Source organism: Halomonas sp. XH26 (assembly GCF_024138895.1).
Taxonomy (GTDB): domain Bacteria; phylum Pseudomonadota; class Gammaproteobacteria; order Pseudomonadales; family Halomonadaceae; genus Vreelandella; species Vreelandella alkaliphila.
Genome location: NZ_CP071889.1, coordinates 3,839,579 through 3,865,872 on the forward strand (window position 1 = coordinate 3,839,579; position 26,294 = coordinate 3,865,872).

Sequence of the window (26,294 nt, forward strand, 5' to 3'; positions counted from 1 at the left end):
GGCTAACTTCTTTTTACCTATCAAATGCAGCCAGCACAGGTCCAGCCTAGCGAAAGCCTAGTCAAATGGAGCTAACGTAGCTTTTTTAGTAGAAATAACGCTACTGTGAAGATGGCTGTAGAAGCATCTCAAACGATACCTATCACTGACAAAAAGTCGGCGCATGCTGATGCGGGGCTTTTTAGCGCGAGTATTAATCGATACTAAGGTGTGTCCAAATGCCCCATGCAAAAAACTTATCCATGTCCTAAACTTCAAAAAGTGAAAACAATGCTCATTTTCTTAGATTATTTTAACCTTAGTATTGAGCGACTTACGAGAAGCACAATAGTTGAGACAGTAAGCTTCGTTTTAGTGCCATGATAGCCCTTTGTAGTCGCATGAGCTAATAGGCGTAGATGCCTAAAAACTAACCAAGTAGCCCACAGAACGGCTTTCGATAGGAATAATATGTACGACGCGGTAGGGAGTGAGTCGCTGTTTTTTTAAAGGAGAATAAGCGAGATGTCTGCTTAGTCTATCCCTATCAATAGAACGTAATTCAGTATTAATAGAACGTAATTCAGTATTAATAGAACGTAATTCAGTATTAATACTTATTTTATGATAAGGAGATGATCGCATGAACATCAACAACACTATTGGTCTGAACAAGACTAGTGCTAGTCAGCTGGCCGAGAAGCTCAACGAGCTACTTGCCAACTATCAAATTTTCTATATGAACGTGCGTGGATATCACTGGAATGTAAAAGGCCCTCAGTTTTTTCAGCTTCACGAGAAATTTGAGGAGCTTTACACAGACCTGCTAACCAAGGTCGATGAAGTCGCTGAGCGCATTCTCACTCTTGGCCATCAACCGGTACATGCCTACAGTGATTACGTCAAAATTGCCAAGATCCAAGAGGATAAAAATGTCCAAGACGGCGAAGCCTGCGTGCGTGGAGTACTCCAGGGCTATCAGATCTTAATTGAGCTACAGCGTGAGCTTCTATCATTGGCCTCAAATGCTGAGGATGAAGGGACTGCTGCTCAAGCCGGTGACTATATTCGCGAGCAAGAAAAGATCGTGTGGATGCTCACATCCCATCTCGCGTAGTAAAAGTAAAAAATTGATCACAACCATACCCAGCATAATATTTTCCGTGGTTGTGATCAGATCAGAGTAAGACTGTAAGATTAAAAAACGACGAGAATTATTACTTCATGATAGAAGCCTTCATTAATTTATAAAAAATAGCTGTCAACCTATTAATGAAAACTAGAGTGAATTTTTCAATGGCGATAAACGACGCTCTTCTTTTAATAGCCTATAAAAATCAGCATCCGATATCATTTAACCCCCTACTGCCCCCTGTTTTAGGTTAGTGAAAATACGTCACCCTTTCGTCTTGCAGATATTTTTTATCAGTTGTTTTACCAAACCCACCCACACTAATGATATATGAATACAATATCGAACAGGAAATAACATGACTTCTAGTGCTCACACTTCTCGACTACAAAACTTTCCAATCTCATGGTTTTCTCTTATTATGGGAATGACAGGATTTACTATTGCTTGGCACCGAGCAGAATCTTTATTAAATATTACAATAAAAATTAGCCCAATTCTTCTCATCACCACTTTAGTCACTTTTTTTGTCTTACTAACACTTTATATAACTAAAATAGTAAAGTATCCAAGCCAGGTTAAATCTGAATTTTCCCATCCCATAAAGCTTAATTTTTTTCCAACTATATCTATTGGACTAATCTTATTAAGCATTGCTTTTTTGCCATACAGCAACCGAGTTTCCTTCATTTTATGGAGTGTTGGTGTAGTACTTCATCTTGGTTTCACGCTTTATATTCTATCAGCTTGGTTGCACCAGACACATTTTGAAGTTACCCATATAAACCCAGCTTGGTTTATTCCTGTCGTGGGAAACATTCTTGTACCTATTGCTGGCATAGAGCATGCATCACCTGAAATTTCCTGGTTTTTCTTCAGCATCGGGCTCATTTTCTGGGGTGTACTTTTGACCATCATTTTTTATCGAATGTTCTTTCACCAGCCCTTGCCCGCTAAGCTGTTGCCTACGTTATTCATCCTAATTGCACCACCAGCGGTGGGATCCATTTCGTGGTTTCAACTGGTAGGGGAAATCAACGCTTTTGGCCGTATTCTCTATTATATCGCCCTATTTCTTACCTTAATGCTACTAACTCAAACAACGCGATTTATAAAGCTTGATTTTTTCTTATCCTGGTGGGCTTATTCATTCCCAATAGCAGCTATTACCATTGCCAGTTTTTTGATGTTTGAACAGCTACAACTATCATTCTTTAAAGTGCTGAGTTTCACTCTTTTGGGGCTATTAACATTTTTGATTAGCATGCTTATTATCAGGACTTTTCAAGCTGTACGCATGAGATCGATCTGTATTGAAGATTGAAACTAGGGCTTTCAAACTCTTTTTACGGGTTCTTAGCACTCACTTAGTGTAGCGACCATTTGAGCTGCACGTTGTCTTCTTATCCCTGACGATCACGATGAATGACACTAACTACAACATACCTCAAAAGCCATAACTGAATAAGCATACAAAACGTGTAATGCAGATATTGTGACCACAGATTTGTCACAACCAAAACAAAAGGGCTTACGCATTAACGTAAGCCCTAGATATGTTTTGGCGCGCCCGGTAGGAATTGAACCTACGACCTTCGGCTTCGGAGGCCGACACTCTATCCAACTGAGCTACGGGCGCTTTGGGTGCGTATCGTACCCGTGTGGGCGCGCTGTGTCCAGCTAGTCAGCGGTTTTACAGGCGCTTTGATTGACCGTTTTCCGCAGTGTGGTGCATGCTTTGGGAGCACTTCCTATCTTTAGTAAAACTGGGAACACACTATAATGAAAACTTTTGCACGTAACACGCTGGCACTGGGCATTTCACTGGCGCTAGTAAGCGCCGCGAATGCCGCTGATTTTGCTGATATGGACCCCGTTACCCTGCGTTTGGCCCACGTGGTCAACGAGCAAGATGGTTTCCATATCGCCGCGACCAAGTTTGAAGAACTGGTGGAAGAACGCACCGATGGCAAGGTCAACATCGAAATCTATCCCAATGCCTCGCTGGGTGACGAACGCACGCTGCTGGAAGGCATGCAGATCGGCACCGTGGATATGGGGCTGATTACCAACGGCCCGGTGGCCAACTTTGTCGAAGAGATGGCAGTATTTGAACTGCCGTTCCTATTTCCTTCACCAGAAGCCGCTTATGGCGTGCTCGATGGCCCGATCGGCCAGGAGCTGCTGGATAAGCTGTCTGACGTGAACCTGAAAGGCTTGGCCTACGCAGAGCGCGGCTTCCGCAACCTGACCAACAGCGAACGCGCGGTGAATTCGCCGGAAGATCTGGATGGGCTACGCATTCGTGTGATGGAAAACCCGGTGTACACCGACACCTTCCGGGAGCTGGGCGCCAACGCTATTCCCATGGCGTGGACAGAAGCGCTGACCGCCATGCAGCAAGGCACCATCGATGGTCAGGAAAATCCGGTGAACGTGATCCATTCGTTCAAGCTGGATGAAACCCAGAACTACATGACCCTTTCCCGCCATACGTACGCCCCTGCCATTTTTGTAATGGGCATGCCCGTTTGGAACCAACTGCCAGAACAGGCACAAACCGTACTGAAAGAAGCCGCCCAAGAAGCCGCCGAACATGAGCGCCAAGTTAATGCGGATATGGAAGCCGACCAACTGGCGGCGCTGCGCGAAGCCGGTATGGAAATCAACGAAACGCCGGATATGGAAGCCTTCCAAGCTGCCGTTGCTCCGGTGTATGAGAAATACGGCGAGCAGTTTGGTGACTACCTGCCGCGCATTCAGGAGGCACTTAAGTAAACGGTCTTTGCTACCTGCCCGACTTCCCGTAGCGTGAGGTTGGTTTTATTGAAGTGACCGATAGCTGTTTGCGCAGTGTCAACGTACTGCGTGAACAGCCTTTGCCAATTAGAGACGCCTGATGACTGAACCAACCAATATAAAGTTGGCAACGAGACTACATAAGATAAATCTCAATTTATTATTGGTTTTTCATACGCTTTATTGGAAAAGGAGCTTAACCCTTACCGCAGAAGCGCTCTGCCTTAGCCAGCCAGCAGTCAGCCATTCGCTAAAGAAGTTGCGCCTGCTGATGGATGACCCACTATTTATTAAAACGCTGGATGGCATGCAGCCAACTCCGCTTGCCCGGCAGATGGATGCCGCTGTGGCCAAAGGGTTGTTCTACTTCGATCAGGCGGTGTATAGCAACAGCGAGTTCTCACCGGCTACATCGAAACGCGAGTTTCGTGTCAGCCTGGTGGACTATGTAAGCCAGCAGTTACAACCTAAGCTCATTCAGCACTGTTTAACCCATGCGCCCGACTTATGCTTCAACATGTTGTCTACCCGCATAGCCAGTGCCGAAGATGCTCAGCACGCCATACAAGCCTACGATATCGACCTCGCCATGGTGCAGTTGGAAAGCTTGCCACTCACCTCTTATCACGAGTACCTGTTTGATGATGTGATTGGCTGTGTTGGTGATGCTTCCCTATACGGAGACAACAACACGATCACGCTTGACGCTTTTTTAAACGCCCCACAAATCGCATTATCTCACCGCGAAGACAGCCCATTGTTAATCAATGAGAAACTGAGAATACTGGGGTTAGAACGCAAAATCGTCGCCAAAACACCTTATATCACTCCTCTTCAAGAGATACTGGTCTCGACGAATTTACTCTGCGTGGTGACTGAGAGTGCCGCCAAGGTGATTTGTCGCAATAATAGCCTGAAGTTCTACGCCCTGCCCCTGGATGTAGCGCCCTTTAAAGTATGCCTATGCTGGGATGAACGGAAGGATCACGACTCAGGTATACACTGGTTAAGATCGCTAATTAGGGAGCTGATAACACCCGCTCCCTAAGGCTGGCGATACCTACTAACCATTCAGGCAAACGCTAGTCCAGCGCTATCACTTTGCCGGGGTTCAATAGACCTTTGGGATCCAGCGCGGTTTTCAGGCGCTTCATTAAGGCAATCTCCTCACTGGTACGGGAAACTGACAGATAGTCCTTTTTCTCAAGACCAATGCCGTGTTCTGCAGAAATGGAACCGCCAAACGCTTTCAGAGACGAATAGACAAGCTGTTCAACCTGGCGTCGGCTGTCCGGGCTATCGTCACGTACCGTGATCATAATGTGTAAGTTGCCATCACCAAGATGACCAAATACCACCATTTTGCCTGATTGAGGCCACTGGGTTTCAAGGTTCTCTTCTAAAATATCGACATACGCTTGCATACTGGGAATCGGCAGGCTGACATCGTAGGAGAACATCGGTTTCAGCTCGTTCACCAGCACTTCGATATCTTCTCTTATGGCCCAGATCGCCTGACGCTGGGCTTGGGAGCTCGCCAAGGCCGCATCGGTGATCAAATCGACCTCTAGTGCCTTTTGCAGCACTTGGGAAAAACGCTCAGCGTCCTCGGCCTCATCCAGCCCCAACGTTTCAATAATGGCGTAGAAAGGTGAGTTATCCGCTAGTACAGGCGCATGCTTACCGCTTTCGGTGGTCATCAGTTTATAGTGATTATTCCACAGCGCTTCAAAGGCACTGAGGCTATTGGCTAGCTCACGAGAGACAAGATTCAGCAGCTGAGTCAGCGCATCGAAAGAGGGCACCGCCACTAATGCCGTTTGCTCGCTGGGCATGTCGGGTTGTAACCGTAGTACTGCACGGGTAACGATTCCCAGCGTACCTTCACTGCCAATAAACAGTTGCTTCAGATCGTATCCTGCATTGTTTTTCAGCATTTTATTCAATGAGCTCACTACGGTGCCGTCGCTAAGTACCGCCTCTAGTCCCAGTACCTGCTGGCGCATCATGCCGTAGCGTATTACCCGTATACCACCGGCATTGGTGGCGATGTTGCCACCAATGGTGCAAGAGCCTCTTGCCCCCAAGTCAAGTGGGAACTGCATATCGATCTCTTGCGCTGCTTCCTGTACGCGCTGCAGGGTCACCCCAGCCTGAGATAGAATTGTGGAGCCAACAGGGTCGATCTCCTCTATTTGGTTCATCAACTCCAGTGACACGACGATTTCATCTGGACTTGCCATCCCGCCATGCACAATGCCGGTCATGCCCCCGTGTGTCACCACAGGCTGGTCGGCCTGATAACACAAAGCCATAACACGGCTCAGCTGTTCTGTGCTGCGCGGCCTAACAATCGCCTTAGCGCGACACGGCGCCCCTGTAAACCAATCTACGCTACGCTGCGAGACATCATCACCAAGCAGTACCCCCGAAGGACCGACGATTGCAACAAGGTCGTTCAGCAACTTATCCATTTCTTATTCCTGATTTAGCTGACCACACCATTGGTTTAAGCACTTGGCGTTTAAAACCCTGTAGTGCTTCATTCAAAAGTGCGCAATTAAAAGTAACCTCTTGCAGGTTATCGCCAACCTAAAAATCACTCAAGTACAAGTTATATAAAGATTTTTCGGATTAGAAGAACGAATAGTAGAATAAAAATAAGTAATTTGCCCCCTATAATCAATGTGATATAGATGAGCATTAAGAAAATAATAAAACTACGCCTCAATATAATTAAAACCACTAATTCTTAGGAGATAATGTGAATATCCTTGCCTGCTTTACGCTGAACGCTGTGACTAAACCGGCACGCCAGCTTAAACAGCTAACTCTTCCCCTTATTGGTGTAGGTCTACTCAGTTTGCCCCTCGCTGGACAAGCGGAAGAGATAGCCCCTACTACGCTGCGCCTAGCCCATGTGGTGAATACGGAAGATACTTACCATATTGCTGCTGAGCGCTTCCAACAGCTGATTAGCGAACGTACCGATGGCGCGGTTAGCGTGGAAATTTATCCGAATGCCTCGCTGGGCGATGAGCGCACCTTATTAGAAGGTATGCAAATCGGCACTGTAGATATGGGCATTATCACCAACGGTCCGGTGGCTAACTTCGTCGATGAGTTCTCCGTTTTCGAGCTCCCGTTTCTCTTTCCCAGCTCCGAAGCGGCCTATACTGTGCTGGATGGTGAAATCGGCCAGGAAATCCTAGGCAAATTACAGGATGTGAACCTGAAGGGATTGGCATACGCTGAACGTGGCTTTCGGAATATCACTAATAGCCAGCATGCAATCAATGTCCCTGAAGACCTTCAAGGCCTAAGGCTGCGGGTCATCGAAAATGAGGTTTATGTTGATACATTCCGCGGGCTCGGTGCCAACGCTGTACCCATGGCCTGGACAGAGGCATTAACCGCCTTGCAGCAAGGCACTATTGATGGCCAAGAGAACCCCGTTAACGCTATTCATGCCTTCAACCTTGCGGAAACCCAGGACTACCTAACGATGACTCGGCATATTTATGCGCCAGCAACGTTTATTATGAGCCTTCCCGCCTGGAACGGCCTCCAGGCAGAGCTTCAGCCCGTTGTGCTGGATGTCGCCAAGCAAGCATCTGCATACGCAAGAGAGCAGAATGCTATCATGGAAGCTGAACAACTGGCTGAGCTTCGCGAGGCAGGCATGGAGATCAACGAAACTCCAGATATTGAAGCCTTCCAGACCGCCGTGGCGCCAGTGTATGAGAAGTATGGCGAGCAGTTTGGTGATTACCTACCGCGCATTCAGGAGGCGCTAAATCAGTGATGGCGTTTGCACAGCCACTTTTAACACTATTGAAACGTAGCGAACGCGGGCTGGATGCCATCATCCAGCCCGTGGTCTTTGCAGGCATGGCAGCATTAATTGGTGTGATCACTCTGCAGATTGTGTCGCGGGTGCTGTTCAGCGCCGTTGGCTGGACGGAAGAAGTCGCGCGCTTTCTACTGGTGTGGATTACGTTTTTAGCCAGCAGCTTAGCCTTCCAGCGCGGGCGGCATATCGCCGTGACCTTTGCCGTAGATGCGCTTCCCCTGCCCTTGCGCAAGCTGGCGCGCTTGGCTGCACTGGCGGTGGTGCTGGCGTTTATGATCGCGCTAATCGTGATTGGCTACCGCTATATGCAGGTGCAAAGCTTTCAGAAATCCGCCTCACTGCGGCTTTCGATGACCTACATCTATGCAGTCATTCCACTTTCTGCCGCCATCATGGCGTGGTACGCCCTGGTGGATATGATCGACGTACTGGTGAACGGTGAGCCAACGGTCGCCGCGCCGGAGGAGCCACTATGACTCTGGTGCTGTTCGGGCTGTTCTTCCTGTTTATGCTACTGGGAGTGCCGATTGCCTTTGCGATTGGGGCAAGCACGCTTTATGCGCTGTACCAGTCGGGCGTGCCTCTCATGGTGGTCACCCAGCAGATGTTCCAGGGCATTAACTCGTTTGCTCTGGTCGCTATCCCGATGTTTATTCTGGCCGGTGACTTAATGGCCCAGGGTAAGGTCAGCGAGCGGCTGGTGAGCTTTGCCGATTCGTTAGTCGGCTTTATGCGCGGCGGGCTTTCGGTGGTATCGGTAATGGCAGGCATGTTCTTCGCAGCTATCTCCGGCTCTGGTGCAGCCACCACCGCAGCGGTGGGTTCAAGCCTAGTGCCGGAGCTTAAGCGCAAAGGCTACGACCCTGCTTCAGCGGCGAGCTTAATTGCTGCCAGCGGCACTATCGGGGTGGTGATTCCCCCTTCGGTGCCGATGATTATCTACGCGGTGATTGCTCAGCAGTCGGTATCAAAGCTGTTTTTGAACGGCTTTTTGCCGGGGCTGGCAATGGGGCTGGGGCTGATGGCCATTGCGATCACTCAAGCGTATAAGCGTCAGTATCCCAAAGGCACACCGCTGTCGCTGCCGACCATTTGGCGCACGCTGAAAGCGGCTAGCTGGGGGTTGATGACGCCGGTGATTATTTTGGGCGGTATCTTCTCGGGCATTTTCACGCCTTCAGAAGCGGCCGTGGTCGCAGTCAACTATGCGCTGCTGGTGTCGCTGTTTGTGTATCGGGATTTAACCCTGCCCCAGGTGTATAAGCTGCTGATTCGCTCGGCGATGACCACCGCGGTGATTATGCTGGTGATTGCCATGTCGGCAGTACTCAGCTGGACACTTTCAAGCTGGCAGGTACCCGGCGCCATCGCCCAGGCAGTGCTGTCGCTTTCCACCAACCCCTACGTGATTATGCTGCTGGTCGTGGCCGTGATTCTGCTCACGGGGGTGTTTATCGAGACCGCTAGCGCTTTGATTATTCTTACCCCGGTGTTGCTGCCGCTGGTACTGCAATTGGGCATCGACCCGATCCACTTTGGTTTGATTATTGTGGTGGGGCTATCGATTGGCATGATTACCCCGCCGGTTGCGATCAACCTCTATGTGGCTTCGTCAGTCACTCAGCTACCGCTGGAGCGCATCACTCGGGCAATTATCCCGTATCTTTTAGGCTTGATTGGGGTGCTGCTATTAGTGGTTTATGTACCGATCCTGCTGGGCTGGTCGGGAAGTTAACGCTGGGCTGTGTCTAGTCCTAAAATAGATTGACACTTATTTCATCTCAAACGCCCAGTGCACTGCATTGGGCGTTTTGTATTTCAGCGCTAGGTGTGGCCGCCGACCGTTATAAATCTCGACAGACTCATTCACCATCGTACGCGCCTGACAAACATCTCCTGGCTGAACCAAGAGAAATTCAGTCTTCAATATCCCGTTTACACGTTCTGCGAGAGCGTTTTGATAACAGTCATAACCGTCTGTCATTGAGCACTGGAGACCGTACTGGCGATGTATCTTCTGATAGCTGTCACAGCAGTATTGGATGCCTCGATCCGAGTGGTGGATTAACGGCTCGCTCCCTAACCGTTGGCGTAGAGCGTTGCGTAACGCTTGCTCTACGTCCTGGCTACGTAAGCTCTCATGGACGTGATGACCGACGATTTTGCGGGAGTAAGCGTCAGTGACCAGACTTAAATAGCTCATCCCGTGACGCGTCGGTAGATAGGTAATGTCAGCGACCCAGACCTGATTAGGGCGGCAGGCAACCACCTGCTCGGGGCCTGGCTTGAGCAGGTTCGGATGTCGCCGGAAGCGATGATGGCTGTGCGTCGTCTTATGATAAGCTCGGCGTATGGGCACCAGCAGACGCCGCGCACGAAGGACCTGAAAGAGCTGATCTCGTCCCACGTGCAGCTCTTGATCTGCTTGGCGGTGCAGCAAGTGATGCAGCTTGCGGGTGCCTAGTCGGGGCTGGGTAAGTCGTATGTCTCGAACAAAATCGACGATCCGCTGCTCCCGGGCTTCTCGCGACTGCTGCGCTTTTTTGGCCTGATACCAAGCCTGGCGGCTGATGCCGAGAAGGTGGCATACCCTGCTGATGGTTAATCCGGCAACACGTTCTTGCGTGAGGATTTGCCTGGCTGCTTTTTTACGGACACCCCGTAATCCTTCTCCATCACCTCCACAACCGCCTCGAAGAACTGAGCCTTTTGCTCAGCAAGCCGCAACTTCTCTTCAAGCTCTTTGATCCGTTGTTCAGGGGTAAGTGGCCGGGGCATGTCGGGACTCCTTTTAGAGCGCTGTGTGGCACCGGGACTCCAGTCCTGATGGCCATATCGACGTAACCACTTTAATACCGTCGTGCGACCTTGAATACCGTAACGACTCTGCGCCTGTTTATAGGTCATCTCGCCACGTTCCACTTGCTCTACCACGGCCTGTTTAAAGGCCAGAGTGTAGTCTTTCTGTGTGCGCTTAACTCGTTGACTCATCACGCTCTCCCAAAATAAGGACGGGAACGTGTCAACTCTATTCAGGACGGGTCACTGAAATGAAAAAGGGGCTTGCCATGTGGCAGCCCCTTTTTTTTCTACTACGTTCTTTCTACTACGTTTTTTTCGACGACGTTTCGTCTACTGGGCGTGTTTGCTACTGCTGGCTGTTTAACAAGGCGTATTTTCAGCCAGCAGGAGCATAGCGTTAGGCTTAAAACTCTTCCCAGTCGTCTTCGCCAGCGTTAACCGGAGCAGGCTTAGAAGAGAGCACGGGGCGCTTGAGCGCCTGTTGCGCACTTGGTGTGCTAGAAGGCAGAGACTGACGCGGTTGGTTTAACGCTGGCCGTGTCGATGAAGCTTGTGGCTCATCGTCGCCAAGCACAAAGGTGTTAATCAGCTCATTAAGGTGCTCGGCATGACGGCGCATGTTGCTAGCAGCTGTGGTGGATTCCTGCACCATGGCAGCGTTTTGCTGGGTCATGGTATCCATTTCCGCGACGGCGGTGTTGATCTGGCCAATACCGCTACTTTGCTCCTTGGCACCCGCCGTAATCTCACCGATCACATCGGTCACCTTGGAGACACTTTCCACAATGTCATGCATCGTCGCACCCGCCTTACGTACTAGCTCGGCACCGGTGTGGGTGTGCTTAACAGAGCTATCAATCAGCGTACGAATCTCTTTTGACGCGTTGCTAGAGCGGCTAGCCAGTGTGCGTACTTCTTGCGCGACGACCGCAAAGCCACGGCCATGTTCACCTGCCCGTGCGGCTTCCACCGAGGCGTTAAGCGCCAGAATGTTGGTTTGGAAAGCGATGGCATCAATCATGGTGATGATTTCGCTGATACGCGTCGCCGAGTCGTTGATATCGTGCATCGTCCGCTCGACCTGTCCCATGGCTTCTTCACCATGGTGGGCTACTTCAGCAGTGGACTGCACCAGCTGATTGGCCTGCTGGGCATTATCTGCACTGTGATTCACGGTCGAGGTAATCTCTTCCATGGAAGCTGACGTTTCTTGCAGGTTGGCAGCGGCCTGCTCGGTACGGGTGGCCAGTTCCTCGGAGCTATGGGAAATTTCCCCCGCCGAATGATAAACACTCATGGTGCTACGGCGCACATCACGCAGGGTTTCCTGCATGCGCTCGACAAAGGCATTGAACTGAACCGCTAGGTTACCAACCTCGTCATTGCTTTCTACCGCTAGGCGGCGGGTAAGGTCACCACGGCCTTGAGCGATATCATGCATAGCGCTGGCGGTGCGTTTAATCGGCCCGACGGTGCGACGCACAAAACCAAATGCGAGCAGCGCCACTGCTAGAAATAAGGCGGCACCCAACAAAATAGCGAACAGGATAGACTGGCCTAGGTCCGCGTTAGCGGTCGCCTCAAGTTCTGCAACAACTGCATCAACATCAGTGACGTAAACCCCGGCACCGATCATCCAGCCCCACTTTTCTAGACTCTCTACATACGAGTGCTTCGGCTCAATCTCCCGGGTGCTTGGGTACTCCCATAAGTAACTATGGAAACCGCCACCGTTCTTGGCAACCTGAAGAATATCGCGAATAAGGTAATTTCCGTCTGGGGTTCTTACGTCCATCATGTTGGTACCTTCACGCTCTGGCGCAGGGGCCGTCACGATATTGTTACCATCGAAGTCGTAGATAAAAACGTAGTTATTACCTTCAAAGCGCATGGCGCGCACGAGCTCTGCTACCTGCTGTTTGGCTTCCTCATCATTAACACCTGCTTGCTCATAAATAGGAGAAATAGCGGACGTCGCCATTTGCACAATGTCGCGCACTGCATTGCGGCGCTCTTCAATCAGCACCTCACGCTGATTCGCCAGCGTCTCACGGGTGTTTTGAATGCGCTCATAGGCGTTAAACGAGACTAACCCTGCTGTCACTATGAAAAGTGGCAGTAGGACAAGCGTCAACACCTTAGCCTGTAAGCTAAGGCTTCGTTTTTGCGGAGTCGAAGAAGGAGGAGTAGCCATAAAGTGTTTCTCAGTAGGTCATCGGAAGAATTTTTAGTAGTTTTATGCATTCTTTATCGACCTAACCTGTGTCGACTTGAGCCATCTCTCGTGTTTTTTGTTTATGAACAGCGAATTAACGTCGCTAAATAGGACTTTCATAACCTGCGTTAAGGTTATCTTTGCCCTATCCGCTCACTGTAGGGGTGTGGTGGCCAAGGACGGCCCGTTTTAGCAAGCCGCTAGCCACGTCTTTTTGACTGCTCTGCCCCCTATTGGGGCAGGGCAGTTTTTTATTGGGGGCGATTTTCGCATCACAACGCTTATGCCGTTGCTGCCTGGGGCCGACGCTCATCCAGCATGCCTTTGTCGAGAATAAAGCGGATGATCTCTTCAAGACCTACCCCGTCGTAAAGATTGGTAAACACAAAGGGACGCTCGCCGCGCATTTTCTTCGAATCCCGCTCCATCACCTCAAGCGATGCATGAACCTGCTCGGCAATATCGATTTTGTTGATAATCAGCAGGTCTGACTTAGTAATGCCTGGCCCGCCTTTACGGGGGATCTTATCGCCTGCGGAAACGTCAATCACGTACAGCGTGAGGTCAGAAAGCTCGGGGCTGAACGTCGCAGAGAGGTTGTCACCGCCGGACTCCACTAGTACCAGCTCTAGTTTTGGATGGCGAGCGTGTAGCTCATCGATGGCCGCCAGGTTCATCGAGGCATCTTCGCGAATGGCGGTATGCGGGCAACCGCCGGTTTCCACACCTAAGATGCGGTCAGCAGGCAGCGCATCGTGCTTGAGCAGAAAGTCGGCGTCTTCACGGGTATATATGTCGTTGGTTACGACGGCGATATCGTAGTAATCCCGTAGTGCCGAACAAAGCTGCTTAAGCAGTGCCGTTTTGCCGGAACCCACCGGGCCACCCACACCTACACGTAAACAGTGCGTCATTGTCATCTCCTACTCATAAGCGTTTAACTTCTAAACAAGCGTGAATATTGTGTTTCGTGCAGAGCGCTTGCCAGCGCCACGCCGGGCAGTACCGGGCCAAGGTCATCATCTTTCAGCAATAGTGCCTGATCGACGGCCGCCACCAGTTCCCCGCGCAGCTGTTCAATCACCCGCTGGGCGGCGGTATGGCCCAGGGGAAGTGCTTTGCAGGCCACTGCCAGCTGGTTTTCCAGCCACGCCCAGCCAAACCCTAATAGCGCTTGGCGCGGGGGCACACGGCGCATAAAAGCGGCGTAGCTAAATAGCGTCACATAGCCTGCATGGGCAGGTAATAAAGGCGGCAGACAGCCTTCACTTCGCTCATCCTGGCGGGGTAATAAATCCAGGCTGCCCAGCAGGCGCTTGAGCGAAGCACCCAAGCGGCTATCTTCAGCGGCTAATTCAGCGGTTTCGCGGGTGGCCGCCAACCACTCGTCCCACTGAGCGATTGCATCGCTGTCATGCTGCTCAAGGGCAGTGTAAAAGCGCGCGATCAGCGGCAGTTCACAGCGGGTTAGGCCATCTTCCAGTACGCCAGAAAGCCACTCAGAAAGGCTTTGTTCATCACTTACCCAGCCCAGCTCAAAGGCGCTTTCCAGCCCTTGGGAAAACGCAAAGGCACCGATGGGTAGCGCTGGGCTGACCAACTGCATTAGCCCTAGCAGGGCTAAGTCATGGCTTTCTGGTGCGGCATGCTCAGTGGGCATGATGATGCTCATGCGCGTGTGAATGGTCGTGGTCATGAGCGTGCTCGTGGGAGTGCCCATGACCATGAGAATGCCCGTGAGAATGTCCGTGAGAGTGCCCGCCGCCACCTACTTGGTTATAGGCCCCTGGTTCTGGATCGAAGGTGGCGTTGTGGTGCTCAAGCTCAGCCCCCAGTAGTTCCGCCAGTTCTTCTAGCACATGGTCGGGTGGGAAACGCACCCAGCCACCCTTTTCATCTTCGCCCAGCGCCAGCTGTACATGGCGGTTGCCCAAGTGGTATGCCAGCCGTGCCAGGGGTAGGCCAGTACTGACTCGCGCGGTCACCACCGGCTCGATGGCAGCGCGTATGCGCACCACTTCGCCATTTTCAGCTTTTAAGCCTTCGCCGTCGCGCAGCACTGGGCCACGGTCTAGAAACAGCCCCAGCTCGCGGCCGCTATCGCTTTGGGCTTTTAAGCGCCCGCGAATGCGCAGTTCGAAGGGTAGTGTCAGCGTGTCGCTGGCGGCACGCTCTTCCACCGGCCCTAAACGTTCTATCAGTTTCAGCATCTATCTCTTCCTATTAAAACCACCCAACGCCTAGCCGGAGGTAGGTCGAAGTGAGGGTCTTTTGCCATGGATGGCAAAAGTAGCGTACAAGGATGTATTCACAGCGCCCTCACGTAGTCCTACCTCTCGGCGCTCCTCGTATTGCGTCAATCAGAACAAGTGATAATGCTGGGCTAGTGGCAGCTCGGTCGCCGGCTCGCAGGTGAGTAGCTCGCCATCGCAGCGCACTTCATAAGTTTGCGGGTCGACGGTGAGTTCTGGGCAGGCGTCGTTGAGCTTCATATCTTTTTTGCGCACGCCGCGTACGTTTTTACAGGCGGAAAGCGTGCTCTGCAGGCCCAGCCGCTCTTTAATGCCTGCGTCAATCGCCGCTTGGCTCACGAAGTTGAGCCGCGTTTGGCTGGCGGCCTTTCCAAACGCCCCAAACATAAAGCGATAATGCACCGGCTGAGGGGTAGGAATAGACGCGTTGGGGTCGCCCATGGGCGCTGCCGCAATCATGCCGCCTTTTAAAATCAGCGAAGGCTTTACACCGAAAAATGCCGGTTTCCAGAGCACTAAATCAGCCAGTTTGCCAACTTCGATGGAGCCCACCTCATGGGCAATGCCATGGGTAATCGCGGGATTAATGGTGTATTTGGCGATATAACGCTTGGCGCGCAGGTTATCAGCGCCCAATGCTTCATCTTCGGGCAATAAACCGCGCTGCACTTTCATTTTATGGGCCGTTTGCCAGGTACGGCAGACCACTTCGCCCACTCGCCCCATGGCTTGGGAATCCGAGGCAATCATCGAGATCACGCCCAAGTCGTGGAGAATATCTTCGGCGGCGATCGTTTCACGGCGAATACGTGAGTCGGCAAAGGCCACATCTTCAGGAATGTTGGGGTCCAAGTGGTGGCAGACCATCAGCATATCCAGGTGTTCGTCGATGGTGTTAACCGTATAAGGCCGCGTCGGGTTAGTGGAAGACGGCAGCACGTACTCTTTTGAGCAGGCGGTCAGGATATCCGGCGCGTGACCGCCGCCTGCCCCTTCGGTGTGGTAAGTGTGAATGCCACGCTCTTTAAACGCTGCCAGGGTGTCTTCCACAAAGCCGGATTCGTTGAGTGTGTCGGTGTGAATCGCGATCTGCACATCGTACTTTTCTGCCACACTGAGGCAGTTATCAATGGAGGCAGGCGTGGTGCCCCAGTCTTCGTGGAGTTTAAGCCCCATGGCACCGGCTTCCAGCTGCGCTTCCAACGCTTCCGGCAAGCTAGCGTTGCCTTTGCCCAACAGGCCAATATTCATCGGCAGGTCGTCCACCGCTTGCAGCATTTTGCCAATATGCCAGGCACCGGGAGTGCAGGTGGTGGCGTTGGAGCCAGTCGCCGGACCGGTGCCACCGCCTAGCATGGTAGTCACCCCACTCATCAGCGCTTCTTCTACCTGTTGGGGGCAAATAAAGTGTATATGGGCGTCAATCCCTCCAGCGGTGAGAATCTTGCCTTCGCCTGAGATAATTTCAGTGCCGGGGCCAATCACTATATCTACATCGGGCTGAGTATCGGGGTTGCCTGCCTTGCCAATCGCAGCAATGCGCCCGTTTTGCAGGCCGACATCGGCTTTAACAATGCCCCACCAGTCTAAAATCAGCGCGTTGGTAATCACCGTATCCATGACAGAGACGTCATTGAGCTGACTTTGACCCATGCCATCGCGTATCACCTTGCCGCCGCCGAACTTCACCTCATCGCCGTAGTGGGTAGCGTCTTGCTCCACCTCGATCCACAGTTCGGTATCACCCAGGCGCACGCGGTCGCCCACGGTGGGGCCATACATATCGGCGTAGGCTTGCCGACTGATTTTGTTAACCGGCTTCATTGTTTATCTCCATCGAGCGCACCCATCACATCGCCACGGAAGCCGTAAATTTCGCGCTTACCAACGAAGGGAACTAGCGTGACCTCGCGGGTCTGGCCAGGCTCAAAGCGAATCGCGGTGCCCGCTGCCACGTCCAAGCGAAAGCCACGGGATTTGCTACGATCAAACACCAGCGCGGGGTTGGCTTCAGCGAAGTGGTAGTGAGAGCCGATCTGAATGGGGCGGTCGCCGGTATTGGCCACTTCGACGCTAATCCGCTCGCGGCCCACGCATAGCTCAATATCACCGTCTTTTAACTGGTACTGTCCTGGAATCATTGGGCCGGAAATCATGGCAGCCTCCTGGTTGCTGACGACTAGTTGATTGGCGTGTGAACGGTCACGAGCTTGGTGCCGTCCGGAAAGGTGGCCTCTACCTGCACTTCATCCACCATTTCCGCCACGCCATCCATCACGTCATCACGGCTAAGGATTTCACGGCCGTAGCTCATTAAGTCGGCGACACTTCTGCCGTCACGGGCACCTTCGATAATTTCAAAGCTGATCAGCGCGACGGCCTCGGGGTAATTAAGCTTTAGGCCGCGTGCTTTGCGGCGCTCGGCAAGCTGGGCAGCAGAAAACAGCAGCAGCTTATCTTTGTCTCGTGGGGTCAGTTCCATGGGGGCTCCATTGGCTCGATCAGTGGGAGCGCTCAACAGAAACGACGGTGCAGGATTTGGAACAACGCTCCCAGACTATCGAAACCGAGCACGCCTATTTGAAGCAATGCAGCGCAACCACCGTACCAAAATGGTGAATAGAAAAAATAGTTATTATTATTCAACAGCTTGAAAAATACCGACTTTCTCTTATTCGCACCAAAATTGCACCATGCTAATTAACCAGCCCCTTCTTTCGCACCAAAGAAGTGCAATTAAAACGCTCCATTTAGCATTAACTATCAAATAATAATAAAACACATTACTATTTGTGCGCGTCTTTTAAATAAGGCTTTTTTTGAGCCTCTATTTCTACACCAGGTTGAGACACACCACGTGACCATCAGCACCCGCTATACCGTTGATCATTTTTTAGGCTACGGACGCCGATACAGTATCGATTACTGCTTTCCCATCACTTCCAACGCTGCCTGCACGCCGAAAACATCGATCGCCCAAGGGCGTGTAGAAGAAGTTAGCCTAGCGGCGGGTGTGGAGCTTTTTATTTCCGATTTGGATGTGCTGCGACCTTATCAATCGTTCTCTAAGGGCAATACCGACCTGCTGATTGTGGTGATGTTAGAGGGCTGCGCACATTTCGATATTGATGGCCAAAAGCGTTGGATAACGGCAGGGGAAGCTTGCTGGCTAAGGCTGGACACAGGTTTAACGCTAAGCGCTTTTCATCCTGCTAATCAACGGCTTCGCACGCTATGCCTATCGCTCGACGCACCAGCGATGCAGGCTTGGTATGGTTCTTACATTTCATCGACTTCCCCCCATGTCTGGCAACTCAGTCCTGGATTACAGCTCACCATCGATGAAGCGTGCTGTGCTTCCAGTAGCGCTGAGTCGCAACGCATGCTCTTTCAAGGACTGGCACTGCAAATCATCGCCCAGGGGCTGGACTGCCGTTCGCCATATACGGCTGACAGTGGCGCACTATATCGACAGCGCTTGGCGCTGATACGCCGCTGGCTGGATGAAGAGCCGTCGTTTGACCACACGCTGCAACGCTTAGCGGATCGCGCGGCCATGAGCCCAAGTACGCTAATGCGGCATTTCAAGATGGCTTACGGCCTAGCGCCCATCGACTATTTGCGCAAGCGTCGGCTTTCGCTAGCCCGCGAGCTGCTGCTGAGCGGCCACAGCGTTCAACAAGCGGCACATTTAAGCGGCTACCGCCATGCCAGCAACTTTATTACTGCTTTCAAGAAAAACTACGGTATCTCGCCGGGTGCTTTGACGGAAAGTTCCCTTAAACGCTCCTAAAACGATACGGCTGACGTTTGCGCATAATCAATTGCGCGGCGGGCATAACCGCCCGCCCAGCATAAGTGGAATAATTCTCATTATGAAATATTAACTACTAGCAACATCCAACTTTGGAAAACCGCTCCATGCCATTGTTATATCGATCAACATGCACTGCTCTTATTCTTGCCTACCCTTTGCTTGCCTTTGCTGAAGCTCCTGACGAAACATTGGACAATTTGCTAGTGACCGGTGAGCGCCTCAGCACCAGCAGTGAAGGCACTCAACGCTACACAGTGCCCGCTAGCCGCAGTGCGGTCGGGCTGTCATTAACGCCACGCGAGACCCCCCAATCAACAAGTGTTATTACTCGCCAGCAGATCGACGACCGTGCGGCACAGACAGGCGGTGATGTGTTAGCTCAAGTACCCGGCGTTTCGCCAAGCCGAGCTGACAGCAACCGAATTAGCTATGCCGCGCGTGGTTTCTCAATCCGTAGCGTGCAGTTTGACGGGCTCAGCATTCCGCTCAGCGGTTTTTGGAATTTTGGCGATACCGACTGGGATGCGGCGATTTATGATCGTGTTGAAGTAGTGCGCGGGGCAACCGGTTTGTTGACCGGCGCTGGCGAACCTTCGGCAAGCGTTAACTTTATTCGCAAACGCCCGTTGTCCGAAGCGGCTGCGTCTGTTTCCGCAGGCCTCGGCCGTTGGGACCGGCGCCGCGTCACGGCTGATGTGTCTGTTCCATTAAGCAGCGATGGTACGACAGGGGCCCGCTTTGTCGTCGCCAAAGACCAGAACGATAGTTTTATCTCTCATCTCGAAGATGACCATGAGACGCTTTACGGTGTTATCAGTAGCGAGCTTACCCCCGCTACTCAATTAACCGTAGGGGTTGAATATCAGCACAACGAGACGGTTGGCGCAGGGGCCAGTGTCCCGGCTTTTTATGCTGACGGCAGCCGAACGGACTTTGACCGCAGCGCATCTAACAATACCGACTGGTCAACGTTTTACAACGAGACCACTCGCGTGTTCGCTGATATTAGCCACCAACTGGATAACGGCTGGACGTTACGCGCCGCAGTCAGCCATAACGATGGTAACTATGGCCTAGAGTACCTTTATCGCGGCGGTTTCCCAGACAGGGAGACAGGCCTTGGTATGTCCAGCTCCTTCTTAAATTACCGCGGCAACCGCACTCAACAAACCGTTAACGTTACGGCCGAAGGTGATTTCAGCTTATTTGGCCGCCAACACGAGTTGGGCTTTGGCTGGATGCATAACGAAGATGACTTTGAGATAAAACTGGCCACCCCGGTTGGCACACCGCCTTCCGCGGGCAGTTACTTTAATTGGCGAGACAGTGTGGTGGCCAAGCCTCAGTGGGGGGAATTCAGCAGCTCAGATAATATGCAGGTAACGCAAAGCGGCGGCTATATGGTGTCGCGCTTTTCGTTGAGTGATCCGCTTAATCTCATTGTTGGCGCACGCCTGAGCGATTGGGAATTGGATCAGACTTACTATGGGTCTGAGCGGCAATACCGATACAGCAACGAAATAACGCCTTATGCGGGCATTATTTACGATATTAATGACTACGCCTCTGTTTACGCGAGTTATACCGAGATTTTCCAGTCTCAGAATGCCCGCCGTGAGGATGGCTCTCTGCTTGACCCTATTCAGGGTCGCAGCTATGAGCTGGGCGCTAAGGCAACCCTTCTGAACGGCCACTTGGATAGCAGCATTGCACTGTTTAGAACAGAGCAAAACGGTGTGGCCGAAGCTATTCCTGGCGTTGATGTGATCGGCCAGCCTGGAACGTCCGCCCACCGCAGTGTTGATGGTAATCGGGTCAATGGCGTAGAGGTCGAATTGATTGGCGAAGTGGCCTCGGGCTGGAATGTGAGCGCCAGCTACACGCTAGCCAATGCAGAAAATTCCGACGGCGAGCGTACCAACACGACCCATCCGCGCCAACAGATCAAACTGTTTACCACCTACCAACTGCCGGGCGCATGGAGTGGCTTAACATTGGGCGGCGGGGCACGTTGGCAAAGCGATATTTGGCGGAATACATCTAGCCCCAATGGCCAGGTTAAGGTTGGGCAAGACGCTTACGCCGTTGCTGATCTGATGGCACGCTACCGCTTCAACGATCAATTAAGCGCGCAGTTGAACATCAACAACGTGTTTGACCAGGACTACTACGAGCAAATTGGTTTCTACAGCCAGTATTGGCTTGGCGAACCGCGTAGTGCCGTTATGTCGATCAACTGGGATTGGTGAGAAGCTAATGATGCTGCGCTCATTCATCACGCTGTTAATTGCGGCTGCCCCCATGACGGGGGCAGTGGCTGATGCCTCTCTGTTTCCCGTTGTCATCCCAAGCCCACTGGGAACAGCCACCATTGACGAGCCACCGCAGCGCGTCGTCACCCTTGGCGTTGGCGCTGATGATATTGCCATTTCACTTGGCGTGGTGCCGGTCGGGGTCAGCCGTGCGGAGTGGGGCGGCGATGAGGACGGCTATTGGCCATGGGTACGAGATGCTCTGGAAGCACAGGCAACGCCGCTCCCCACAACGATTACCCAATACCCCGAGCTGGATGTTGAAGCACTGCTCGCGCTGGAGCCGGATGTAATTCTGGCGCCTTCCAGTGGTGTTCCAGACGCCATTTATGATTTGCTGTCGCCGCTGGTACCCATTGTCGCTTACCCAGAGCGTCCTTACCTCACCTCTGTTGATGAGCAGATTGAACGTATTGCACAAGCGCTTGGCGTGCCGGAGAAAGGTGCTGCCTTAATGCGTTATCTCGAAACATCGCTGAGCTCTGCAGGCGAGGCTTATCCAGGCCTTGCGGACACCACTTTTGCTTATGTACGGCCCGACCCAGCCTCTGGAAACGTCTCCGTGTATTTAGCAGATGACCCTCGCGTTGGCACACTGACAGGCCTTGGGCTTCAGTTGTCACCAACGGTTGAAGGCCTATCACCAAGCGGCAACCACTTTGCGCACTACCTAGGGTTTGAGCATCTGCCCATGCTGGAAGATGTCGACTTAGTGGTCTCTTGGTATCACAGCGAAGAGCAGCGCGATAGAGTGGCTGAACTATCGCTTTTTGCCTCTTTGCCAGCCATTTCACATGGCCGCTATCTGGCGCTGACCGATCAGCCATTAATCGTTGCTAGTTCTGCCGGTTCGCCACTAGCGACTCAATGGATGATCGAGCGGCTATTGCCACGCCTTGCCGAAGCAGCTGAACGGCGATGAATGCTGGAACTGGTATCGTGAATGGTCTATTTCCCTCTTTACGGCAGCGAACACGCTGGCTGGCAGGGCTAGTGGGGGCGGTGCTGCTGTTTGGCTGGGTCAATCTCTCGGTGGGAGCAGAAAATCTCTCCCCTTATCAAGTATGGCAGGCACTTCAAGCGGCAGGCCCCAGCTACGCCAACGACTTAGTGGAAGCACGCCTGTCACGCACACTGCTCGCCATCGCTACCGGCGCGGCGCTTGCCGTCGCCGGTACGCTGCTCCAAAATTTAACCCGCAACCCGCTTGCCGAGCCTGGGCTTCTGGGCATCAATGCAGGCGCAGCCGCGTCTCTGGTCACCGCTGGCTTGGTGCTTGGCTCGTTGCCTGCAGGCGCTTTTTGGTTAGCGCTACCTGGTGCGCTTTGCGTGGCTGTTTTGGCAGGCGTTCAGAGCGCTTATCGCCAGCATGACCCAGCACACCTGCTGCTGTTAGGGGCGGCGCTTAACGCCGTTCTATTTGCCTACGTACAAGCCATCACCCTTACCCACCCCGCCTTATTTGCCAACTATCGCTTCTGGATTGTTGGGTCCATCAATGGGCATACGCTAGATGAGGCCCAGCGGCTATTTGGCTGGATAGCGGTCGGGCTAGGCCTGTCGTTTATCCTCCCGCGCTTTTTACACGTCCTGCAAATGGGTGACGGAGTGACCAAAGCGCTGGGGCTGAGTGCGGGTTGTTTGAGGCTGGCGGTGCTTAGCGGTAGCGCGTTGCTAGCGGCGATTTCAACCGCCACGGTGGGCCCTATCGCTTTCGTGGGCTTAGCCGTGCCGTTGTTGGCCAAAAAAATTGCTGGTCATTACGTTTATTGGCAACTTGCCATCGCGTTGGTGATGGGCCCCCTAATGATGATACTTGCAGACCTGCTCGCACGCCTTTTGCTAAGCCCTTCTGAAATCATGACAGGGATTCTGACGGCGCTGCTAGGCGCGCCATTTCTGTTAGTCGCTTTGCGCATTAACCAGCGCGCTGTGTGAGCCATGATGAAACGCTTTAATACGTTGCTGCCAGCCCCCCGTCATTTACTTCCCCGTATTTTTCCACCCTGTCTTTTGCCACCCCGTGCTTTAGCCCCCTACATGTTGGCCAGCATTATCGCTTTAGGGCTATTACTGGGTTCTCTGATGCTGGGAAGCCAAGGACTTAGTAAAGAAGCGCTTGGGCACCTTATCCAAGGTAATGCGACACCGTTTGAACAATGGCAGGCGTTTACGCTGCGCCTACCACGGGCATTCGTCGCGCTGTGTGCTGGCTTTGCGCTGGGTGTATCGGGTGCCCTGTTTCAAGGCATCACCCGCAACCCGTTAGGCAGTCCCGATATTATCGGCCTTACTGCCAGCGCTAGCCTGGGAGCACTGCTGGCAAGCAGTTGGCTGGTGGGCATTGTCTCTACCACAACGGGGGCCGCGCTGGGTGCGATCATCGGCACGCTGGCAGTCTATAGCGGCTCTGGGCGCGGTTTTCGCCACCCCTCTTCAATGATTATTGCTGGCATCGCTATCAATGCCTTAGCCCTAGCAGGCGTGCAGCTAAATTTGACCTGGCTGGGCCAAGAGCAAGCGCGAGAGGCGATGATTTGGCTTAGCGGTAGCGTAGCAGGACGCCAGTGGCACGATCTTTGGCCAATGCTTGGCCTGTGTTTGCTGTTACTGCCCGGTATTGTGCTGATAGCCCCCCGGCTGCGCCTGATGGCACTTGGCGACCCCGTCGCCAAAAGCCTAGGCGTTAATCTGGCAGCATCGCGCTTATTAAGTGCCTTAATGGGGGCTTTTTTAGCAGGTGGCGCGGTCGCGACGGTAGGGCCGATTGCGTTTGTATCCCTTGCCGCACCCCAGTTGGCGTTACGCCTTTGGCGAAAGCCTGGGCCGCTCCCCTTAGCGGCAGGCGTGGTCGGAGCCCTGCTGCTATTAGCGGCAGACTTAGCGGCTCAGTACTCATTGCCTTCTGGGGCGTTACCCGTCGGTGTTTTAACGGCTGGGCTGGGCGGTATCTATTTGGTTTATTTATTAAATCGCCAGCGGCGGGGGTAATTACGGCTGCTGGCGGAAGCGCTCAAACATCGCCAAACCAAGAAATACCACTCCCGCCGAGATGCTTAGACAACCAAGCCATAGCGTTATTGCCAGCCCTGTGCTCCAGGTTTCCATCGCCAACCAAAGCGGCCAACCGAGTATCGCGCTGCCCGCCCAGAACCAAGGCTTTTGTTGAGCAGGCTTAAGGCCACAACGGCGTCGATGGCGGCTATCCGATAGCGCAATTAATGCAAAACCCAGTGTACAGAGTGCCAGAATCGTGAGGAGCATCATGACGCCACCTGAATAGTCTGCACACGGGTGCTCGCTTTTTTAGCGGCTCGTCTCATTTGCCATACGATGATCAGCGCGCCGACCAAACACATCAGGTCAACGCTGACACGCTGCCAATTACCTGCGGCAAGCTCACCTAGAACACTATAGGAAGGGGTCAAGAGATTGAGTATTGGCAGGCAAAGCAACAAGATAACGGTCATTGTTAACTGCTCCCGCCACGCCTGCGAGGCCGAGCGTCTTAAAACAGCGTGTAGCAACGCCAGCAGCCAGGCGGCAAAGAAGCAATGGATCTCCCATTGGGCACGCCCACTAAGCGCCACCGGTAAAAGTCGGTTGCTGGCTAAAAAGGCCAATACGGCAATCGGCATGCCGGCCAGCGTGGCTATATTAAGCCGCTCGACACACCACATCCCCACCACACTGCCCTTCTTATGCTTACGCTTTGACGTCCATAGCAGTAGCCCGGTTGCCACCATGCCACACCCAGCAGCGCCCAAGGCAAAATAGATCCAGCGCATGCCCCAGTTAGCAAAACGACCTGCATGTAGCCCCACCATGACGCCGTGTGCTTGTTCATCGACACGTTGCGACTGAGTTTCTGCTAACAAGGCGCCCGAACTGGCCTCATAGATACGTTGTGGGCGGTGCGCAGATAACGCCTCGTGGGTACTTTGCCAAACCACGGCACGCGCACCTGCATCACCCGGGTGGCTAACCCTTAAGGACTGCACCGGCTTCTGCCAATGCGCTTCAGCATCATCGACCAGTTCACTAAGGGCATATAACGCTGCAGGCTGCCCCGTGGCTGAGTCAGAGAGGGGAAAGGCATGCAGTTCACTGGTCGCTTGGCGACGCGCGTCAGCATCGGGAAAGGCGCGCTCTACTCCCCAAGGCATATAGAGCGACATGAGCGTTATCAAGCCGGTATAGGTAATCATTAGCTGAAAAGGCAGCGTTAACACAGAAAATGCATTGTGCGCATCAAGCCAGCTACGGGCGCCCTTTTGGGGCCGGAAAGCAAAAAAGTCGCGCAGGATTTTTTTATGGGTTATCACGCCGCTAATGATTGCCACGAACATCATCATGGTGGCGATACCAATGAGCCAGCGGCCATAGACGGCGGGGAGATGATGCAATTGAAAATGGAATCGGTAGAAAAAATCCCCCCCACGCGTTTCTCGCGGGGTAACCAACGCCAGAGTGGTTGGGTCAAGTACCGACTGCTCTCTCCCATCCGCCCCAAACCAAACGGCTGTCGAGACCGACATGCGCTCATTAGGAAAGGTAATCTGCCAGCTTCTCGCCGATGAGGCATGTTCAGCAAGATAGTGCTGCCAGTAATCAGCCAGACGTCGGTTATCCCACTCAGCGTTCGCGACGACACTCGGTAGTTCGGGCTGCATCCATAACGAAATACTCTCTTTGAAGTAACTCAGGGTGCCCGTCAGGAAAACAGCAAACAGCAGCCAAGCAGCTAACAAGCCGCACCATGTATGCAGCTGAGCCATGTTACGCCTCACGCTGCGCTTAGTGGATGCCATAGGTAGCCACCAATAGAAGGCCGCAAGCGGCGAGACCGATAGCCCCCCAAAGGCGTATCAAAATCGGCGTGATAAACGACCAAGTCGCCACGCCCGCCCAAATAATGAAGCTCCCCATCATTCCGATACGCAGAGACATCATGATATCTAGCGGTAAGCCAAGCGCTGCCACCGAGAACAGTGCAGCGACTATATAGCCGCCAAGCGTCGCGGCCAGGATGCGTAAGATAAGCAGCCAATACGAAGAGGGTAAAACGTTAAGCAGCATGGTGCATCTCGGTGCAGGTCACAAACAGCCATCTTAATGCAAAAGGTTTTCATT

At 52.7% G+C, this 26,294-nt stretch carries 23 protein-coding genes, 1 tRNA gene and 1 pseudogene; 12 read left to right on the forward strand and 13 right to left on the reverse strand.

Features of this window, described 5'->3' with window-relative positions; translation table 11 throughout:
* The first annotated feature begins 622 nt into the window (after positions 1 to 622).
* Together J4377_RS17510 and J4377_RS17515 are read left to right on the forward strand one after the other, a co-directional pair.
* Complete coding sequence (locus J4377_RS17510; RefSeq protein WP_038479262.1) at positions 623 to 1,096, forward strand: Dps family protein; 474 nt, start codon at positions 623 to 625, stop codon at positions 1,094 to 1,096.
* A gap of 373 nt (positions 1,097 to 1,469) precedes the next feature.
* On the forward strand, positions 1,470 to 2,435 hold the full coding sequence (locus J4377_RS17515; protein ID WP_253486267.1) for an SLAC1 anion channel family protein: 966 nt from the start codon (positions 1,470 to 1,472) through the stop codon (positions 2,433 to 2,435).
* A gap of 238 nt (positions 2,436 to 2,673) precedes the next feature.
* Here J4377_RS17515 and J4377_RS17520 read toward each other — a convergent pair.
* Positions 2,674 to 2,750 (reverse strand) — tRNA-Arg (locus J4377_RS17520).
* Positions 2,751 to 2,893: 143 nt separating this feature from the next.
* Between J4377_RS17520 and J4377_RS17525 the strand changes: the two genes are divergently transcribed.
* Together J4377_RS17525 and J4377_RS17530 are read left to right on the forward strand one after the other, a co-directional pair.
* Entirely contained in the window at positions 2,894 to 3,889 is a 996-nt protein-coding gene (locus J4377_RS17525) for a TRAP transporter substrate-binding protein (RefSeq protein ID WP_095603493.1), read from the forward strand.
* A 121-nt stretch (positions 3,890 to 4,010) separates the two neighbouring features.
* Positions 4,011 to 4,958, forward strand: coding sequence for a LysR family transcriptional regulator (locus J4377_RS17530; RefSeq protein ID WP_253486268.1), 948 nt, complete (start codon positions 4,011 to 4,013; stop codon positions 4,956 to 4,958).
* 34 nt (positions 4,959 to 4,992) lie between these two features.
* On the opposite strand, the gene J4377_RS17535 is transcribed toward J4377_RS17530, so the two are convergent.
* On the reverse strand, positions 4,993 to 6,384 hold the full coding sequence (locus J4377_RS17535; protein WP_253486269.1) for an FAD-binding oxidoreductase: 1,392 nt from the start codon (positions 6,382 to 6,384) through the stop codon (positions 4,993 to 4,995).
* Positions 6,385 to 6,674: 290 nt separating this feature from the next.
* Between J4377_RS17535 and J4377_RS17540 the strand changes: the two genes are divergently transcribed.
* Genes J4377_RS17540 through J4377_RS17550 form a run of 3 tightly spaced genes read left to right on the forward strand, consistent with a single transcriptional unit; the run spans position 6,675 to position 9,498 of the window.
* Entirely contained in the window at positions 6,675 to 7,715 is a 1,041-nt protein-coding gene (locus J4377_RS17540) for a TRAP transporter substrate-binding protein (RefSeq protein WP_253486270.1), read from the forward strand.
* Complete coding sequence (locus J4377_RS17545) at positions 7,715 to 8,239, forward strand: TRAP transporter small permease (protein ID WP_038479280.1); 525 nt, start codon at positions 7,715 to 7,717, stop codon at positions 8,237 to 8,239. Before J4377_RS17540 ends, J4377_RS17545 begins: the two co-directional genes overlap by 1 nt.
* Positions 8,236 to 9,498: a TRAP transporter large permease gene (locus tag J4377_RS17550; protein WP_095603489.1), complete on the forward strand. Its 1,263-nt coding sequence runs from the start codon at positions 8,236 to 8,238 to the stop codon at positions 9,496 to 9,498. Before J4377_RS17545 ends, J4377_RS17550 begins: the two co-directional genes overlap by 4 nt.
* A gap of 36 nt (positions 9,499 to 9,534) precedes the next feature.
* Here the strand turns inward: J4377_RS17550 and J4377_RS17555 are convergent.
* The 8 genes and pseudogenes from J4377_RS17555 to J4377_RS17590 form a co-directional block, all read right to left on the reverse strand.
* Positions 9,535 to 10,754 (reverse strand): annotated as a pseudogene (locus J4377_RS17555) (IS3 family transposase).
* Between the two features lie 214 nt (positions 10,755 to 10,968).
* Positions 10,969 to 12,759 carry a methyl-accepting chemotaxis protein gene (locus J4377_RS17560; protein WP_253486271.1) on the reverse strand — a complete coding sequence of 597 codons (1,791 nt, stop codon included), beginning with the start codon at positions 12,757 to 12,759 and terminating at the stop codon, positions 10,969 to 10,971.
* A gap of 302 nt (positions 12,760 to 13,061) precedes the next feature.
* A complete protein-coding gene (ureG, locus tag J4377_RS17565) occupies positions 13,062 to 13,694 on the reverse strand; it encodes an urease accessory protein UreG (protein ID WP_038479289.1) in 633 nt (210 codons plus the stop codon).
* Positions 13,695 to 13,717: 23 nt separating this feature from the next.
* Complete coding sequence (locus J4377_RS17570; RefSeq protein WP_253488164.1) at positions 13,718 to 14,440, reverse strand: urease accessory protein UreF; 723 nt, start codon at positions 14,438 to 14,440, stop codon at positions 13,718 to 13,720.
* Entirely contained in the window at positions 14,430 to 14,990 is a 561-nt protein-coding gene (gene ureE / locus J4377_RS17575; RefSeq protein ID WP_253486272.1) for an urease accessory protein UreE, read from the reverse strand. Before ureE ends, J4377_RS17570 begins: the two co-directional genes overlap by 11 nt.
* A 150-nt stretch (positions 14,991 to 15,140) precedes the next feature.
* The gene (gene ureC / locus J4377_RS17580; RefSeq protein WP_253486273.1) at positions 15,141 to 16,856 is read right to left on the reverse strand and encodes an urease subunit alpha; all 1,716 of its coding nucleotides are present in this window, start codon (positions 16,854 to 16,856) and stop codon (positions 15,141 to 15,143) included.
* Positions 16,853 to 17,173, reverse strand: coding sequence for an urease subunit beta (locus J4377_RS17585; protein WP_095603776.1), 321 nt, complete (start codon positions 17,171 to 17,173; stop codon positions 16,853 to 16,855). Before J4377_RS17585 ends, ureC begins: the two co-directional genes overlap by 4 nt.
* 38 nt (positions 17,174 to 17,211) lie before the next feature.
* Positions 17,212 to 17,514: an urease subunit gamma gene (locus J4377_RS17590; RefSeq protein ID WP_009723133.1), complete on the reverse strand. Its 303-nt coding sequence runs from the start codon at positions 17,512 to 17,514 to the stop codon at positions 17,212 to 17,214.
* Between the two features lie 375 nt (positions 17,515 to 17,889).
* Here J4377_RS17590 and J4377_RS17595 point away from each other — a divergent pair, with 375 nt between their 5' ends.
* The 5 genes from J4377_RS17595 (at position 17,890) to J4377_RS17615 (ending at position 24,152) form a co-directional block, all read left to right on the forward strand.
* Positions 17,890 to 18,825: an AraC family transcriptional regulator gene (locus J4377_RS17595; protein ID WP_253486274.1), complete on the forward strand. Its 936-nt coding sequence runs from the start codon at positions 17,890 to 17,892 to the stop codon at positions 18,823 to 18,825.
* A 128-nt stretch (positions 18,826 to 18,953) separates the two neighbouring features.
* Positions 18,954 to 21,098 carry a TonB-dependent siderophore receptor gene (locus J4377_RS17600; RefSeq protein WP_253486275.1) on the forward strand — a complete coding sequence of 715 codons (2,145 nt, stop codon included), beginning with the start codon at positions 18,954 to 18,956 and terminating at the stop codon, positions 21,096 to 21,098.
* A gap of 7 nt (positions 21,099 to 21,105) precedes the next feature.
* Positions 21,106 to 22,083 carry an iron-siderophore ABC transporter substrate-binding protein gene (locus J4377_RS17605; protein WP_095603481.1) on the forward strand — a complete coding sequence of 326 codons (978 nt, stop codon included), beginning with the start codon at positions 21,106 to 21,108 and terminating at the stop codon, positions 22,081 to 22,083.
* Entirely contained in the window at positions 22,080 to 23,099 is a 1,020-nt protein-coding gene (locus tag J4377_RS17610) for an iron ABC transporter permease (RefSeq protein ID WP_253486276.1), read from the forward strand. Before J4377_RS17605 ends, J4377_RS17610 begins: the two co-directional genes overlap by 4 nt.
* Positions 23,100 to 23,102: 3 nt before the next feature.
* Complete coding sequence (locus tag J4377_RS17615; protein WP_253486277.1) at positions 23,103 to 24,152, forward strand: iron chelate uptake ABC transporter family permease subunit; 1,050 nt, start codon at positions 23,103 to 23,105, stop codon at positions 24,150 to 24,152.
* On the opposite strand, the gene J4377_RS17620 is transcribed toward J4377_RS17615, so the two are convergent.
* Genes J4377_RS17620 through J4377_RS17630 form a run of 3 tightly spaced genes read right to left on the reverse strand, consistent with a single transcriptional unit; the run spans position 24,153 to position 26,240 of the window.
* Positions 24,153 to 24,428, reverse strand: a complete 276-nt coding sequence (locus J4377_RS17620) for a DUF3325 domain-containing protein (RefSeq protein ID WP_083007594.1) — start codon at positions 24,426 to 24,428, stop codon at positions 24,153 to 24,155. It abuts the gene before it with no gap.
* Positions 24,425 to 25,939 (reverse strand): PepSY domain-containing protein, encoded by a 1,515-nt coding sequence (locus J4377_RS17625; protein ID WP_253486278.1) that lies wholly within the window; start codon positions 25,937 to 25,939, stop codon positions 24,425 to 24,427. Before J4377_RS17625 ends, J4377_RS17620 begins: the two co-directional genes overlap by 4 nt.
* A 19-nt stretch (positions 25,940 to 25,958) precedes the next feature.
* Positions 25,959 to 26,240: a hypothetical protein gene (locus J4377_RS17630; protein WP_253486279.1), complete on the reverse strand. Its 282-nt coding sequence runs from the start codon at positions 26,238 to 26,240 to the stop codon at positions 25,959 to 25,961.
* Positions 26,241 to 26,294 lie beyond the last annotated feature (54 nt).